At 71.0% G+C, this 13249-nt stretch carries 15 protein-coding genes; 9 read left to right on the forward strand and 6 right to left on the reverse strand.

Annotated elements, in window-relative coordinates:
• Positions 1–9 precede the first annotated feature (9 nt).
• The 6 genes from proC (at position 10) to ACEZHJ_RS17630 (ending at position 4874) form a co-directional block, all read left to right on the forward strand.
• Positions 10–837, forward strand: a complete 828-nt coding sequence (proC, locus tag ACEZHJ_RS17605) for a pyrroline-5-carboxylate reductase (protein WP_018718723.1) — start codon at positions 10–12, stop codon at positions 835–837.
• A complete protein-coding gene (locus ACEZHJ_RS17610; protein ID WP_018718722.1) occupies positions 837–1412 on the forward strand; it encodes a YggT family protein in 576 nt (191 codons plus the stop codon). Before proC ends, ACEZHJ_RS17610 begins: the two co-directional genes overlap by 1 nt.
• A 192-nt stretch (positions 1413–1604) precedes the next feature.
• On the forward strand, positions 1605–2759 hold the full coding sequence (locus tag ACEZHJ_RS17615; RefSeq protein WP_018718721.1) for a homoserine O-acetyltransferase: 1155 nt from the start codon (positions 1605–1607) through the stop codon (positions 2757–2759).
• 5 nt (positions 2760–2764) lie between these two features.
• Positions 2765–3361 (forward strand): methionine biosynthesis protein MetW, encoded by a 597-nt coding sequence (gene metW, locus ACEZHJ_RS17620; RefSeq protein ID WP_040409539.1) that lies wholly within the window; start codon positions 2765–2767, stop codon positions 3359–3361.
• Between the two features lie 75 nt (positions 3362–3436).
• On the forward strand, positions 3437–3868 hold the full coding sequence (locus tag ACEZHJ_RS17625; RefSeq protein ID WP_163143103.1) for a DUF4426 domain-containing protein: 432 nt from the start codon (positions 3437–3439) through the stop codon (positions 3866–3868).
• Between the two features lie 40 nt (positions 3869–3908).
• Positions 3909–4874 (forward strand): histone deacetylase family protein, encoded by a 966-nt coding sequence (locus tag ACEZHJ_RS17630; RefSeq protein ID WP_163143101.1) that lies wholly within the window; start codon positions 3909–3911, stop codon positions 4872–4874.
• Positions 4875–4877: 3 nt separating this feature from the next.
• On the opposite strand, the gene ACEZHJ_RS17635 is transcribed toward ACEZHJ_RS17630, so the two are convergent.
• Entirely contained in the window at positions 4878–5609 is a 732-nt protein-coding gene (locus ACEZHJ_RS17635; protein ID WP_375036743.1) for a hypothetical protein, read from the reverse strand.
• A gap of 175 nt (positions 5610–5784) precedes the next feature.
• On the opposite strand from ACEZHJ_RS17635, the gene nudE reads away from it, so the two are divergent.
• Positions 5785–6333 (forward strand): ADP compounds hydrolase NudE, encoded by a 549-nt coding sequence (nudE, locus tag ACEZHJ_RS17640; RefSeq protein ID WP_163142861.1) that lies wholly within the window; start codon positions 5785–5787, stop codon positions 6331–6333.
• A 12-nt stretch (positions 6334–6345) separates the two neighbouring features.
• Positions 6346–7173, forward strand: coding sequence for a 3'(2'),5'-bisphosphate nucleotidase CysQ (gene cysQ, locus ACEZHJ_RS17645; RefSeq protein WP_163142858.1), 828 nt, complete (start codon positions 6346–6348; stop codon positions 7171–7173).
• A gap of 14 nt (positions 7174–7187) precedes the next feature.
• Here the strand turns inward: cysQ and fabI are convergent, their stop codons facing one another.
• The 4 genes from fabI to ACEZHJ_RS17665 all read right to left on the reverse strand — a co-directional run bounded on the left by fabI (position 7188) and on the right by ACEZHJ_RS17665 (position 11664).
• Complete coding sequence (gene fabI / locus ACEZHJ_RS17650; protein WP_259202542.1) at positions 7188–7961, reverse strand: enoyl-ACP reductase FabI; 774 nt, start codon at positions 7959–7961, stop codon at positions 7188–7190.
• Positions 7962–7989: 28 nt separating this feature from the next.
• On the reverse strand, positions 7990–8418 hold the full coding sequence (locus tag ACEZHJ_RS17655; RefSeq protein WP_259202545.1) for a MaoC family dehydratase: 429 nt from the start codon (positions 8416–8418) through the stop codon (positions 7990–7992).
• A gap of 64 nt (positions 8419–8482) precedes the next feature.
• Positions 8483–10972 carry an ABC transporter permease gene (locus ACEZHJ_RS17660; RefSeq protein ID WP_375036744.1) on the reverse strand — a complete coding sequence of 830 codons (2490 nt, stop codon included), beginning with the start codon at positions 10970–10972 and terminating at the stop codon, positions 8483–8485.
• Positions 10969–11664, reverse strand: a complete 696-nt coding sequence (locus ACEZHJ_RS17665; RefSeq protein WP_259202337.1) for an ABC transporter ATP-binding protein — start codon at positions 11662–11664, stop codon at positions 10969–10971. Before ACEZHJ_RS17665 ends, ACEZHJ_RS17660 begins: the two co-directional genes overlap by 4 nt.
• On the opposite strand from ACEZHJ_RS17665, the gene ACEZHJ_RS17670 reads away from it, so the two are divergent.
• Positions 11663–12292 carry an arylesterase gene (locus tag ACEZHJ_RS17670; protein WP_163141612.1) on the forward strand — a complete coding sequence of 210 codons (630 nt, stop codon included), beginning with the start codon at positions 11663–11665 and terminating at the stop codon, positions 12290–12292. The genes ACEZHJ_RS17665 and ACEZHJ_RS17670 overlap by 2 nt on opposite strands.
• A gap of 38 nt (positions 12293–12330) precedes the next feature.
• On the opposite strand, the gene rdgC is transcribed toward ACEZHJ_RS17670, so the two are convergent.
• Positions 12331–13239: a recombination-associated protein RdgC gene (gene rdgC / locus ACEZHJ_RS17675; RefSeq protein WP_163141615.1), complete on the reverse strand. Its 909-nt coding sequence runs from the start codon at positions 13237–13239 to the stop codon at positions 12331–12333.
• Positions 13240–13249: the final 10 nt, after the last annotated feature.

The following is a 13249-nucleotide window of genomic DNA, read 5'->3' on the forward strand; positions in this document are numbered from 1 at the left end:
GATGAACCTATGAACGAGCACACGATCGCGTTTATCGGCGGCGGCAACATGGCCCGCAGCCTGATCGGCGGCCTCGTCGCCGACGGCTATCCGGCGGCCCGTATCCGCGTGGCCGATCCCAGCGAGGAGCGCCGCGACGAGCTCGCCGGCCGTTTCGGCGTCACTGTCACCGGCGACAATGCCGAGGCCGTCGACGGCGCGGACGCGGTGGTCCTCGCGGTCAAGCCCCAGGTGATCAGGGACGTCGCCGAATCCCTCGGCGGGCAGCTGCGGGCCCAGCACACCCTGACCATCTCGATCGCCGCCGGCGTGCGCGAGGCGGATCTCAGCCGCTGGCTCGGCGGCCGCGTGGCCGTGGTGCGGGCCATGCCCAACACCCCGGCACTGGTCCAGACCGGCGCCACCGCGCTGTACGCCAACGAGCACGTGACCGAGCACGGCCGCAACCTCGCGGAATCGCTGCTGCGCGCGGTGGGCGTGACCGAGTGGCTCTCCGACGAGGCGCTGATGGACGCAGTCACCGCCATTTCCGGCAGCGGCCCCGCGTACTTCTTCCTGCTCATGGAGATGATGGAGGACGCGGGCACCGAGCTCGGCCTGCCCCGGGAAAAGGCCCGGCTGCTCACCCTTGAGACGGCCCTCGGCGCGGCGCGGATGGCGCTGGAGAGCGAGGAGACGCCGGCGCGGCTGCGCGAGCGCGTCACCTCGCCCAACGGCGTCACCCACGCGGTGGTCACGGCACTGGAGGACGGCGACGTGCGCACGCTCTACCGCAAGGCGCTGGAAGCAGGCGCGGCGCGGGCACGGGAACTCGGTGACCAGCTGGGAGAACAGTAATGGGCGGCTATGTCGCGAACCCGCTCGCGTTCCTGGTCCACACCCTGTTCAGCCTCTACATACTGGCGGTGATGCTGCGCTTCCTCCTGCAGTGGACGCGGGCGGACTTCTTCAACCCGATCTCGCAGTTCCTGGTGCGCGTCACCCAGCCGGTGCTGCGCCCGCTACGCCGGGTCATCCCCGGCATGGCCGGCCTGGACCTTTCCGCAGTGGTGCTGATGGTATTGCTCCAGGCGGTGTCACTGGCACTGGTGATGCTCATCTACGGGGTGATGCCGCGGGCCGGCTACATCCTCGTGCGCACCCCCGCGGAGCTGCTCTCGCTGCTGTTCAATCTCTATTTCATCGCCATCATCGCCCAGGCGATCCTCTCCTGGGTGATCCAGCCGGGTCAGTACCACCCGGCACAGACCCTGCTCTACAGCCTCACCGAACCGGTGCTGCGGCCGATACGCCAGCTCGTGCCCCTGATCGGCGGCATCGACCTGTCACCGCTGGTGGCGCTGATCCTGCTCCAGGTGCTGAAGATGCTGGTGATGCAGCCGCTCAACCACATCGCCCCGCCGCTGTTCTGATGGCACGCGGGGCAATGCATGCCCCGCCCGATGCTGCCGCCAGCCGTCCGGGCGCCAGCAATCCAGGGGACACCGCGACGCGGCCGGTCGGGCACCTCAATGCCGCCCGAAGGGGGCACGAGACCAGCCTCTGGATTTCTGCCGCCCAGACTCCTAGTATCGGCGAGCATTGTCCCGGATAGCAGCGAGCCCATGCCGAAGACCATTCCGTCCGACTCCGTCGGCCTGGTGGCGCCACGCCACGCACGTTTCGACGAACCGCTGGCACTGGAATGCGGGCGCGAGCTGCCCGGCTTCGAGCTCGTCTACGAGACCTACGGCACACTGAACGCGGACGCCAGCAACGCCGTACTGATCTGCCACGCCCTTTCGGGCACCCACCACGCCGCCGGCTACCATACCCTCGAGGACAGCAAACCCGGCTGGTGGGAGGCGATCATCGGACCGGGCAAGCCCGTGGACACCAACCGGTTCTTCGTGGTGTGCAGCAACAACCTCGGCGGCTGTCACGGCTCCACCGGCCCGGCGACGGTCAACCCGGCCACCGGCGAGCCCTGGGGGCCGGACTTCCCGATGGTTACCGTCCACGACTGGGTCGCCAGCCAGGCACGGCTCGCCGATCACCTGGGCGTCCATCGCTGGGCGGCGGTGGTGGGCGGCAGCCTCGGCGGCATGCAGGCCCTGCAGTGGGCCATCGACTACCCCGACCGGCTGGCCAACGCGGTGACTGTTGCCGCCGCACCCCGCCTGTCGGCGCAGAACATCGGCTTCAACGAGGTCGCCCGCCAGGCCATCCGGGGTGATCCGGACTACCACGAGGGGCGCTACCAGGCCATGGGCACCGTGCCCCGCCGCGGGCTGATGCTCGCGCGCATGCTCGGACACATCACCTACCTGTCCGACGAGGCGATGCACGAGAAGTTCGGCCGCGACCTGCGTGAGGGCAAGCCCGACTACGACTTCCACTACGGCGTGGAGTTCGAGGTCGAAAGCTACCTGCGCTACCAGGGGCGTGCGTTCATCAACCGTTTCGACGCCAACACGTACCTGCTCATGACCAAGGCGCTCGACTACTTCGATCCGGCGGCCGCCCACGGCGGGGATCTCGCCCGGGCGCTCGCCGGTGTGCAGGCACGCTTCCTGGTGCTGGCGTTCACCAGCGACTGGCGCTTCCCGCCGGCGCGCTCGCTGGAGATCGTGCGCGCACTGCTCGACGGCAACAAGGACGTCAGCTACTCCGAGATTGAGGCGGACCACGGCCACGACGCCTTCCTCATGCCTATCCCGCAGTACCGCGACGTCTTCGCCGGCTACATGGGCCGCATCGCCCGGGAGATCGGGGCATGAACGCGCTGCGAAACGACCTCCAGCTGGTTGCCGACTGGATCGCCCCCGACAGCCGCGTGCTCGACCTCGGCTGCGGCGACGGCTCGTTGCTCGCGCGCCTGGCCGCCACCCGGGGGGTGACGGGCTACGGCCTGGAGATCGACCCGGAGAAGATCACCCACTGCGTCGAGCGCGGCGTCAACGTCATCCAGCGCGACCTCGACCGCGGCCTCTCTGACTTCGACGCGGACTCCTTCGACTACGTCGTCATGACCCAGACGCTGCAGTCGGTGCGCCGCCCCGACCGCCTCCTCGAGGAGATGCTGCGGGTCGGCCGGGAGGGGATCGTTACCTTTCCCAACTTCGGCCACTGGCGACTGCGCGGCTACCTCGGCTTCTTCGGCCGCATGCCCATGAGCGGTGCGCTGAGCTACACGTGGTACGACACCCCGAACATCCACCTGTGCACGCTCCACGACTTCGAGGCGCTGTGCACGGAACGGCACATCGACATCATCGAGCGCAGCACTCTCTCCCACGATCTGCGCCGCCCGCGCCTGGCCGGGGTGATGCCCAACCTCCTCGCGGAGATCGCGCTGTACCGCTTCCGCCGCGCCGGCTGAGAACCGGCCGTGCGATAGGCAGCGCGACGCGGGCGCGTATAATTCGGGGCAGGACGAACACGGAGGAGTCCCGTCATGAAGCTGCTGCGCCCCATTCTTGCCGCGGCACTCGCCCTGACCTGCGCCACCGCCCAGGCACAGCGCAGCGAGCGCTTCGGCGACTACGAGATCCACTACAACGCCATCCCCACGGCAATGCTCGCCCCCGAGGTCGCCCGCGCCTATGACGTCGCCCGCAGCCGCGGCCGGGCCCTGGTGACCGTCACCGTCCTCCGCGACGGCCGCTCGGTGCCCGCAAGGATGACGGGTAACGCCATCAACGACGCCGGCCAGCCCCAGGGCCTGAGTCTCCGGGAGGTGCGCGAGGGCGGGGGCATCTACTACATCGCCACCGCGCGGATCGACCCGCCAGACCGCTTGCGGGTAGAGTTGGAGGTCCGGCCCCGGGACACCACGGACGCGAGCTACACGCTCAGCTTCGAGCAGTCCTTCTTCCCCGAGGAATGACAACGGCCGCACCCCGTGGCCCCGCCAAGGAGAGCGCCCCATGAGCCAGACCTGGCTGATCACCCACCCGGCCTGCCTGGAGCACGATACCGGCCCGGGCCACCCGGAGAACGCCCAGCGCCTGCGCGCCATCCTGCGCGCGCTCCAGGCCGACGAGTTCGCCGGCCTGGAGCGCCATGAGGCCACCCCGGCCAGCCGGGAACAGCTCGAGCGCGTGCACGACGCGGACTACGTCGCCGCGACCCTGGCAGCCATCCCCGCAGAGGGGCGGCGCAGCCTCGACGGCGACACGGTGATCAGCGCCGGCAGTGGCGAAGCCGCCCTCCATGCCGCCGGCGCCGGCTGTCAGGCGGTGGACGCGGTGCTCGCCGGCGACGCGAGGCGGGTGTTCTGCGCGGTCCGCCCCCCGGGACACCACGCCGAGCCGGATCAGGCGATGGGCTTCTGCCTGTTCAACAACATCGCCGTCGCCGCGGCCCACGCCCGCGCGGCACACGGCCTGCAGCGCGTCGCGGTGGTGGATTTCGATGTCCACCACGGCAACGGCACCCAGGCCATGCTCGGTGCGCGCGAGGGGTTCATGTACGCCTCCACTCATCAACGCCCGCTGTTCCCGGGCACCGGGCGGCGTCAGGACAACCGCGAGGGCGCGCTCTACAACATCCCGCTGATCGAGGGCTGCGACTCGGAGCTCTTTCGCGAGCACTTCCACAACGAGGTCATCTCCGCACTCATGCGCTTCGAACCCGATATCGTGCTGGTATCGGCGGGGTTCGACGCCCACGGGCTCGACCCCCTGGCGGGACTGGAGCTCTGCGAGGCGGACTTCCACTGGGCGACCGAGGAGCTGACCTCGGTAGCGGACTACACCTGTGGTGGGCGGCTGGTCTCCATGCTCGAGGGCGGCTATCACCTCGACGCCCTGGCCTCGAGCGCAGCAGCCCACGTCGCCGCGCTCCTGGGGCTGCGCTACGACGCCTGCACCCGCACCGAGCCGGTCGTTTAACGACTATTCCCGGGGCGGCGGCTCCGCCAGCTCCACGGACAGGTCGCTGAACTCCAGCCAGGCCAGTCGCGGCATCCCGCGCACCGGCGCGCCGCCGGGGAAACACGGGACCAGCGACTGCCGGGTGGCGAACACCAGTCCGTTCACGCCCTCGAGGGATTCCATGAGCTGCGCCACGCGCATGGTCCGCCCCCAGGCGACCGGCGCGTACTCCGCACGTACCAGTGCGCCCTTGGCGTCCGCGTGCAGGCGCTGCTCGGGGGCCGGCACCGGCAGGTCCCCCGGCAGTGTCACGTCCAGCCAGTTGTCCTGGTCGCTCCCCTGCGTCGCGGTCACCCCTGAGCGGCAGAGCATCATCGGCAGCAGCAGCGCCTGCCACAGGCTGATGCCCAGCACGAACAGGAGATCCAGGTTGTCCCAGACCATCCAGTGACGCAGCGAACGGGTGACAGTGCCGGGGGCGCCGCGTTCGCCGACCAGGCGGCCGTCGCGTTCCTGCACCCAGACGCGGCGCGGCTCGAACACGCCGACACGGTCCTCGCGCTCGAACGGGGCGATGGTCACGCGGAAGCGGGCCGGCTCGACGACGATGTCCGCCTCCCGCAAAGGGCGTGGCTGCATATGGGCGAGAAACATCGAGCCGCCGCCGTCGGCGGTGGCGGCCACCCGTGCCAGGCTACGCCAGCGGGACTCGCCCCCATGGGCGCGGAGGATGCGCTCATGTAGGTCCTGCATAATCCCTTGTGACCTCCCCCTGTGGCCTTTGTATGGCCCTTGCCGTCGACACGGCCGCACTTGGAAGGTAGCACGAATCCGCGCCGCACCACGTCGACGGGCACCGGGCGCGGCGCCACCGCGTACCTGTACAATACCCGGATGCCGGTGCACGGCCCGGGCAACGGAGAGGACCATGGCGCGAAAACCCGAGACCCTGCAAGCGAAGACGGTGGCACGCTCACGGCTGTTCCGCGTCGAGCAGCTGGACCTGCGCTTCAACAATGGCACCGAGGTCGCCTTCGAGCGCCTGGCCACGGGGATGGGTGGCGCCGTGCTGGTGGTCGCCGTCACCGGCGGCGAGGAACTGGTCCTGATCCGGGAGTACGCCGCGGGCACCGACCGCTACGAGCTCGGCCTGCCCAAGGGGCGCGTCGAGCCCGGCGAGGACCCGCTCGCCGCCGCCAACCGGGAGCTGCGCGAGGAGACCGGTTTCGGGGCCAATCGCCTGGAGCCCCTCCACGAGCTCACCCTGGCCCCCGGCTACATGGCCCACAGCACCGACATCATCCTCGCCCGGGACCTCTACGAGGCACCGCTGCCCGGCGACGAGCCCGAGCCCATCGAGGTCGTGCCCTGGCCCATCGCCGAGCTCGACGAGCTGCTCACCCAGCCCGACCTGACCGAGGCGCGCAGCATCGCGGCCATATTCCTGGCCCTCAACCGGCTGCGCGGCGAAGACTGAGGAGAACTGCCAGTGACCCCTGACCGCGCCACCCGCGAGCGCCTCGCCGAGGCCGTGCTCACCCTCTGCCGTGAGGCCGGCGAGCGCATCCTGCGCGTCTATGCACGGGATTTCGACGTCACCAGCAAGGACGACGACTCGCCGCTCACCGAGGCGGACCGCGCCGCCCACGAGCACCTCGCCGCTGCCCTGCCCGAGCTCGAGCCGGCCCTGCCGGTGCTCTCCGAGGAGGGCGGCGACATCGCGTTCGAGAGCCGGCGCGAGTGGTCGGCGTACTGGCTGGTGGACCCCCTGGACGGCACCAGGGAGTTCATCAAGAAGAACGGCGAGTTCACCGTCAACGTCGCGCTGATCGCCGACGGCCGGCCGGTGCTGGGCGTGGTCCACGCACCGGTGCTCGAGCGCAGCTGGATCGGTATCGAGGGCGTCGGTGCCTTCCGCGAGGACGGCCACGGGCGCCGGGCGGTGCACACCCGCCCGGCCGGGCCCGGCCCCTGGACCGCGGTGGTGAGCCGATCCCACCGCGGCGAGCAGGTCGACGCCCTGCTCGAGCGCCTGCCGGGCTTCGAAACCACCTCCATGGGCAGCTCGCTGAAGTTCTGCCTGGTCGCCGAGGGCAGCGCCGACCTCTACCCCCGCTTCGGACCCACCTCGGAGTGGGACACCGGCGCGGCGCAGTGCGTGGTCGAGGCGGCGGGCGGTGCGGTGCTGCGCCTCGACGCCTCGCCCCTCGTCTACAATCGCAAGGCCTCGCTGCTCAACCCGGACTTCGTCGCCGTGGGCGACCCGGGCGTGGACTGGACGGCGCTGTTCGAGGGCTTTCCCGTCAACGAGCGCTAGGCCGGTAACAGGCCCTAGCCCATGACGTGGTAGCCGGCATCCACGTGGACCACCTCGCCGGTGACCGTGCGGGCACGATCACCGGCGAGATACGCCGCCAGGGCGCCGACGTCGTCCGGATCGGCGAGCCGGCCCTCGGGGGTGCGCGAGACCGTCCGCTCCAGGAGCTCGTCGAAACGGTCGATCCCCGAGGCCGCCCGCGTGCGCAGCGGCCCGGGCGAGAGCGCGTTCACCCGGATGCCGCCGTCGCCGAGTTCGGCGGCGAGGTAGCGCACACTCGCCTCCAGGGCCGCCTTCACCGGGCCCATGAGGTTATAGTGGGCCACCACCTTCTCCGCGCCGTAGAAGCTCACCGTGAGCAGGCTGCCGCCCGCCGTCATCAATGGTTCGGCGAGCCGGGCCATGCGGATGAAGGAGTGGCAGGAGACGTCCATGGCCTCCATGAACCCCTCCCGGGAGCAGTCGGTCACCCGGCCGTGTAGGTCCTCCCGGGGCGCGAAGGCGATGGAGTGGATGAGGAAGTCGAGCCCGCCCCAGTGCGAGGCCACCGCCTCGAAGACCCGCTCGAGCTGGTTCGGCTCGCGCACATCGCAGGGCAGCAGGCGCTCCGCCGCCACCGCCTCACCGCAGGGCGCGACGTGGGGATAGGCCCGGTCGTTGAGATAGGTCAGGATCTGCCGGGCACCCAGCTCATGACAGGCCCTGGCGCAGGCGTGGGCAATGGAGGACTCGTTCGCCACGCCGATCACGAGCCCGCGCTTGCCCTCGAGTGAAAACGGTTGGCTCATCGCTCATGTCCTCTCACGCTGTTCCGGGTCACTGCATATCGCTGCGGGACGGGGTCTTGAGCACCGCTTCGCCGGAGAGCACTGCCCGGGTGCCGACACGCGCCCGTGTCTCCAGGGTCACGAAGCCACGGTCGCGCTCGATGGACAGGACCTCGACCTCCGCAGTGACCGTGTCCCCGGGGTAGACCGGGGCACGGAAGCGCATCGACTGGCTGACGTAGATCGATCCGGGCCCCGGCAGCCGCGTGCCGAGCACTGCCGAGACCAGCCCGGCAGTGAGCATGCCATGGGCGATGCGCCCGCCGAACGGGGTTTCCCCGGCGTACTCCGCATCCACGTGCAGCGGGTTGAAGTCGCCGGTCACACCGGCGAACAGCCCGATATCCGCCTCCGTGACGGTCTTGCGCAGTCGCGCGGTCATCCCCTCGCTCAGGTCTTCCAGGCAGTAGCCGTCCATCAATCCCCCGGCCGTTGTCCAGTCTTACGGGCCCGCATACGGTGCGGATCACCCACGGCGCCGCTCAGTCGGCGCCCTCACGCAGCAGCCGCATGGGCGAGCTGCGTTCGTAGCGGCGGGCGGCCAGCCCGCCCGCCCCCCAGACGGTCACCGCCCCCACCGCCGCACCAGCGAGAAGCGTCACCGGGCGGAACGGGTACGTCAGGCCGAACAACCCTTCGGCGACGAACACCCCGGCACCGGTGGCCACTCCGCCGGCGATCAGGCCGGCCACGGTACCCAGCAGCCAGAACTCGTAGCGCGCGAGCCGCCGGACTCGCCGTCCGCTGGCCCCGAGGGCCCGCAGCAGTGCACCCTCGAAGCGTCGCTGCTCGCCGGTAATCTGCAATGCAGCGAGCAGCACCAGCACGCCCGCGGCGAGGGTGAGCAGCGACATCAGCTCCACAACGCTGCTGCCCTGGTCCATGATCGAGCGCACCGTGCGCAGGATGGTGGTGACATCTATCGCGGTCACGCTCGGGTAGTCCCGAATGATATCCACGATCACGCCCTCGCGGGTGTCCGGCAGATGAAAGCTCGTCAGCCAGGTGGCCGGCAGTCCGTCCAGGGTGCCGGGTGAGGCGACCACGAAGAAGTTCACCCGGAAGCTCTCCCAGTCCACCTCGCGCAGGTTCGTTACCCGTGCGCTCACCTGCCGGCCGGCGATATCGAAGGTCAGACGGTCACCCAGGGCAATGCCGTAGCGTTCGGCGAAGCCGGTCTCCACCGACAGCTCGCCGGCATCCCCCGTCGCACCCCACCACTCGCCGGCAACCACCTCGTTGCCCTGCTGGGGCTCGGCCGACCAGGTGAGATTGAACTCCCGCCGGCCCCGGCGTCGGCCCACGTCGTCATCCGCCGGCTCGTCCGCGGCCTCCGCCACGGGATCGCCGTTGAGCGCCACCAGCCGCCCGCGGACCATGGGCGCGAACCCGGCATCGATGCCCGCCTGCGCCAGACGCTCGCGGACGCCAGCGCGCTCGTCCGCCTGGATGTTGATCAGGAACTGGTTGGCGGCATCGTCCGGGATCCGGTCCCGCCAGGCATCCAGGAGATCATTGCGGACCACGGCGAGGAGGAACAGCGCCATCAGCCCCGTGCCCACGCCGACGATCTGCACCACTGCGGTCCACGGCCGCCGGGTGAAGCCGCTGAGCCACAGCAGCCGGCCACCACGACGGCGCACCAGCGCACGTACACCGGCGATGCTCGCCCTAGCCGCAACCGCCAGCAGCGCAACGGTGGCGGCGAGCGCGGCGACCACGTAGGCGGCCAAACGCCAATCCCCGGCCTGCCAGCCCATTAGCGCGAAAACCACCACCGCGGCCACGGCCACCGGCACACCCGCGCGCAGCAGACCCGCCGCGGCCTCGCGCCGGAGTACCCGCATCGGCGGGACATCACGCAGCCGCAGCAGCGTGGGCAGGGCGAAGCCGAACAGCGCCGCCGCGGCTGTGAGCCACCCCACCGCCAGCGGCCGCCAGCCCGGCGGTGGGATATCCCGGCCGATGAGGTCGGCCACCAGTGCCAGCATCCCGGCATGCACCACGAACCCGAGCGCCGCTCCGACGGCCCCCGCGAACAGGGCCAGCCAGAACAGCCGGGCGACGAACAGCGCCGTCAGACGCCGGCGCCGCGCCCCCACAGCCCGCATCACGGCAACCGCGAGCACCTGGCGCTCAGCATAGTGGCGGACGGTCAGCAGCACCGCCACACCGGCGACCACCACCGTGAGCAGCGCCCCCAGGCCCAGGAAACGCCGGGCCCGGTCCACCACCTCGCCGACGCCGCGCCCCTGGTCCTCCGGTGTCTCGATCTCCACCGCGTTGCCCTGCTCCGCGGCGAGGGCGTCGGTAAACGCGGTCGCCGCCGCGCGGTCACCGGCCACCAGCAGTTTGTAGCGAACCCGGCTGCCCGGTCCGATGAGGCCGGTCCCCTCCAGGTCCGCATAGGGTATGAGGACCCGCGGGGCAAGGCTGTTGAAGAAGCTCCCACGATCCGGCTCCAGGGTGATCACCCCGGCGATGCGGAACTCCCCCTGCCCGAGGGCCAGGCGGTCACCGACCGACAGCCCCAGCAGGCGCAGCAGCCGCGGGGCGACCCAGACCGACCCCGGTGCCGGTGTCTCCGTGGTCGCCCGCTCGGCCCCGTCGAGTCCGTCACTCACACGCAACTCCCCGCGCAGGGGGTAGCCCGGCGTGACCGCCTTCACCGAGACGAGCTGGGTGCGCTCACCGGCAACCACCACGCTGGGGAACTCCGCGGTCCGCGCGGTGGCAAGGCCGTGTTCGGAGCGGGCCCGGCGCACCCAGCCGCCGGGAATGGGCTCGGGGCGCTCCACCGCCCGGTCCGCGGCGAGCAGGTCCGCCGCACGCGCCTCGGTGGCGGCACCGACGCGCTCCGCCAGCCAGGACACCGAGGTCACCGCGGCCACGGCGACCACCACCGCCAGGGCGAGCAGCCGCAGCTCGCCGCCGCGCCAGTCCCGCCACAGCCAGAGCAGTGCCAGGATCACGCCGCCACCTCCTCGCGTAGCCCGGTCTCCTCCACGTGGATGATCCGTCCGCAACGCCCGGCCAGCGCCGGGTCGTGGGTAACCAGCACGAGGGTGGTGCCGTTATCGCGGTTGAGCGCGAACATGGCGTCGATGATGTGCTCGCCGGTATGCCGGTCGAGGTTGCCCGTGGGCTCGTCGGCGAACAGCACCCGCGGTTCGTCGACGAACGCCCGCGCCAGCGCCACCCGCTGCTGCTCGCCGCCGGAGAGCTGGGCCGGGTAATGGCTGCCGCGCCCGGCGAGCCCGACCCGCTCCAGGGCCGCCGCCGCGCGCTCGCGCACACCGCCGCTCCCGGCCAGCTCGCCCGGGAGCATGACGTTCTCCAGCGCGGTCATGCCCGGCAGCAGATGGAAGGCCTGGAACACGAAGCCGACCCGGCCCGCGCGCACCGCGGCACGGTCGTCCTCGTCCAGGCGGGAGAGATCGTGGCCGTCGAGCAGCACACGGCCCTCGCTGGGCTGGTCCAGACCGGCGAGCAACCCCAGCAGGGTGGACTTGCCGGAGCCGGAGGCACCGAGCACGGCCACGGCCTCGCCGTGGCGGATGTTAAGATCCACGTCGCTGAACAGCGTGATCGTGCCTTCCGGCGAGCGGAAGCGCATGCCCAGGCCCTCGGCGACCAGCACACAGCCATCGGGATTGGCCGTCATGATCCGCAGACTCCTTCTTGCGATGATGCTCCTCGCCGCCGCGCCCGCCGCAGCGGCACAGACGACGATACTCGTCGTCGGCGACAGCCTGAGCGCCGCCTACGGTCTGGACCCGGCGGATGGCTGGGTCGCGCTGCTGCGCAAGCGCCTGGCCGCCCGCGGGATCGACGCCGGGGTGGTCAACGCCAGCATCAGCGGCGACACCACCCGCGGCGGCCGCGCCCGCCTGCCGAAGGCGCTGGAGACCCACGACCCCGACGTGGTGATCATCGAGCTCGGCGGCAACGACGGCCTGCGCGGGCTGCCGCTGGCCGAGACCCGGCGCAACCTCGAGGCGATGGTCGAGCGTGCCCGGCAGGCCGGGGCCCGTGTGCTCCTCATCGGGGTGCGCCTGCCGTCCAACTACGGCGCGGCATTCATCGAGCGATTCCAGCAGGTTTTCCGGGATGTGGCCAGCGGCGCGGACGTGCCGCTGGTGCCGAAGCTGCTCGCCGGCGTCGGCGAGCGCCCGGAGCTCATGCAGGCGGACGGCATCCACCCGAACGCGCAGGCGCAGCCGCGGCTGCTCGACAACGTCTGGCCGGCGCTCGCGCCGCTGCTGGGGGCGGACGCCGCCGGCTCCGGCTAGGGAGACACCCGGCGTTTCCCCAGGCGGGAGGGGAGGCCTCAGCCGGTGGCGGGCTCGCCGCCGAACATCCCCGTCAGCCGCGGCAGCAGCCGCCCCAGCTCCAGGGTCATGATGGCGAAGTCCGCGTCGAAGCGCTCGGCGGCGGACTCCGGGGTGAAGTCCTCGTGCCCCTCCTGGACCACGTCCAGGAACTTCAGCCGCTTCACCGACAGGTCGGCGTCGAGCACGAAGCTCATGCGCTCGTCCCAGGTCAGGGCCAGGCGGCGCACCAGCTTGCCCGCGGTGATGTGGGCAGTGATCTCGCTGGCATGCAGATCCAGGCGCTTGCAGCGCACCTCCGCACCCTCGTTCTGCGGGTCCTCGAAGACCGCCTCGTCACCGAGCTCCACGTCCGAGGGCTCGCTCTGGCGGGAGAGCCACTCGGTCATCAGCGGCTGGGGGTTGCTCGCCGCCGTCAGCGGCTGGATGGGCAGGCTGCCGAGGGCCGCGCGCAGCAGCTCGGTGACCTCTTCGGCCTGGCGCCAGGTGGCCGTATCCACCACGAGGGTGCCGTTGCGGGTGTCGATCCAGGCATACAGCCGCTTAGCCCGGGTGAATGCCCGGGGCAGCAGCTCCAGGGTGATCTCCTCCTTGAGGCGGTTCTTCTCCTTGCGCCCGAGCTTGCGGTACTCCGCGGCCTCCCGCTCGGCGACCCGCTCGTCCAGTGCCTCACGGATCACCGACGCCGGCAGCAGCCGGGACTCCTCCTGCAGGCACACCAGGTACTGGCTGCCGGTGGCATAGACCAGACCCTCGCCGTCCGGGCCCGGCGGCACCCAGCCCCGGGACAGGGCCTCGGTGCTGGCGACGGGCTGGAACGCGAAGTCCGCCAGCCGCGCGGCCAGCTCCTCGGCGCTGTGCTCGAAGGTGTCGTTGAGGCGGTAGACGCAGAGGTTACGGAACCACATGAAGCTTCCC

The organism is Arhodomonas sp. KWT2, from assembly GCF_041949875.1.
Classification (GTDB): domain Bacteria; phylum Pseudomonadota; class Gammaproteobacteria; order Nitrococcales; family Nitrococcaceae; genus Arhodomonas; species Arhodomonas aquaeolei.

What these genes read in the sequence shown, in the direction of transcription:
- proC (WP_018718723.1), top strand. Translation starts at nt 10, where the DNA reads ATGAACGAGCACACGATCGCGTTTATCGGCGGCGGCAACATGGCCCGC.
- ACEZHJ_RS17610 (WP_018718722.1), top strand. Translation starts at nt 837, where the DNA reads ATGGGCGGCTATGTCGCGAACCCGCTCGCGTTCCTGGTCCACACCCTG.
- ACEZHJ_RS17615 (WP_018718721.1), top strand. Translation starts at nt 1,605, where the DNA reads ATGCCGAAGACCATTCCGTCCGACTCCGTCGGCCTGGTGGCGCCACGC.
- ACEZHJ_RS17625 (WP_163143103.1), top strand. Translation starts at nt 3,437, where the DNA reads ATGAAGCTGCTGCGCCCCATTCTTGCCGCGGCACTCGCCCTGACCTGC.
- ACEZHJ_RS17630 (WP_163143101.1), top strand. Translation starts at nt 3,909, where the DNA reads ATGAGCCAGACCTGGCTGATCACCCACCCGGCCTGCCTGGAGCACGAT.
- ACEZHJ_RS17635 (WP_375036743.1), bottom strand. Translation starts at nt 5,609, where the DNA reads ATGCAGGACCTACATGAGCGCATCCTCCGCGCCCATGGGGGCGAGTCC.
- nudE (WP_163142861.1), top strand. Translation starts at nt 5,785, where the DNA reads ATGGCGCGAAAACCCGAGACCCTGCAAGCGAAGACGGTGGCACGCTCA.
- fabI (WP_259202542.1), bottom strand. Translation starts at nt 7,961, where the DNA reads ATGAGCCAACCGTTTTCACTCGAGGGCAAGCGCGGGCTCGTGATCGGC.
- ACEZHJ_RS17655 (WP_259202545.1), bottom strand. Translation starts at nt 8,418, where the DNA reads ATGGACGGCTACTGCCTGGAAGACCTGAGCGAGGGGATGACCGCGCGA.
- ACEZHJ_RS17670 (WP_163141612.1), top strand. Translation starts at nt 11,663, where the DNA reads ATGATCCGCAGACTCCTTCTTGCGATGATGCTCCTCGCCGCCGCGCCC.
- ACEZHJ_RS17665 (WP_259202337.1), bottom strand. Translation starts at nt 11,664, where the DNA reads ATGACGGCCAATCCCGATGGCTGTGTGCTGGTCGCCGAGGGCCTGGGC.
- rdgC (WP_163141615.1), bottom strand. Translation starts at nt 13,239, where the DNA reads ATGTGGTTCCGTAACCTCTGCGTCTACCGCCTCAACGACACCTTCGAG.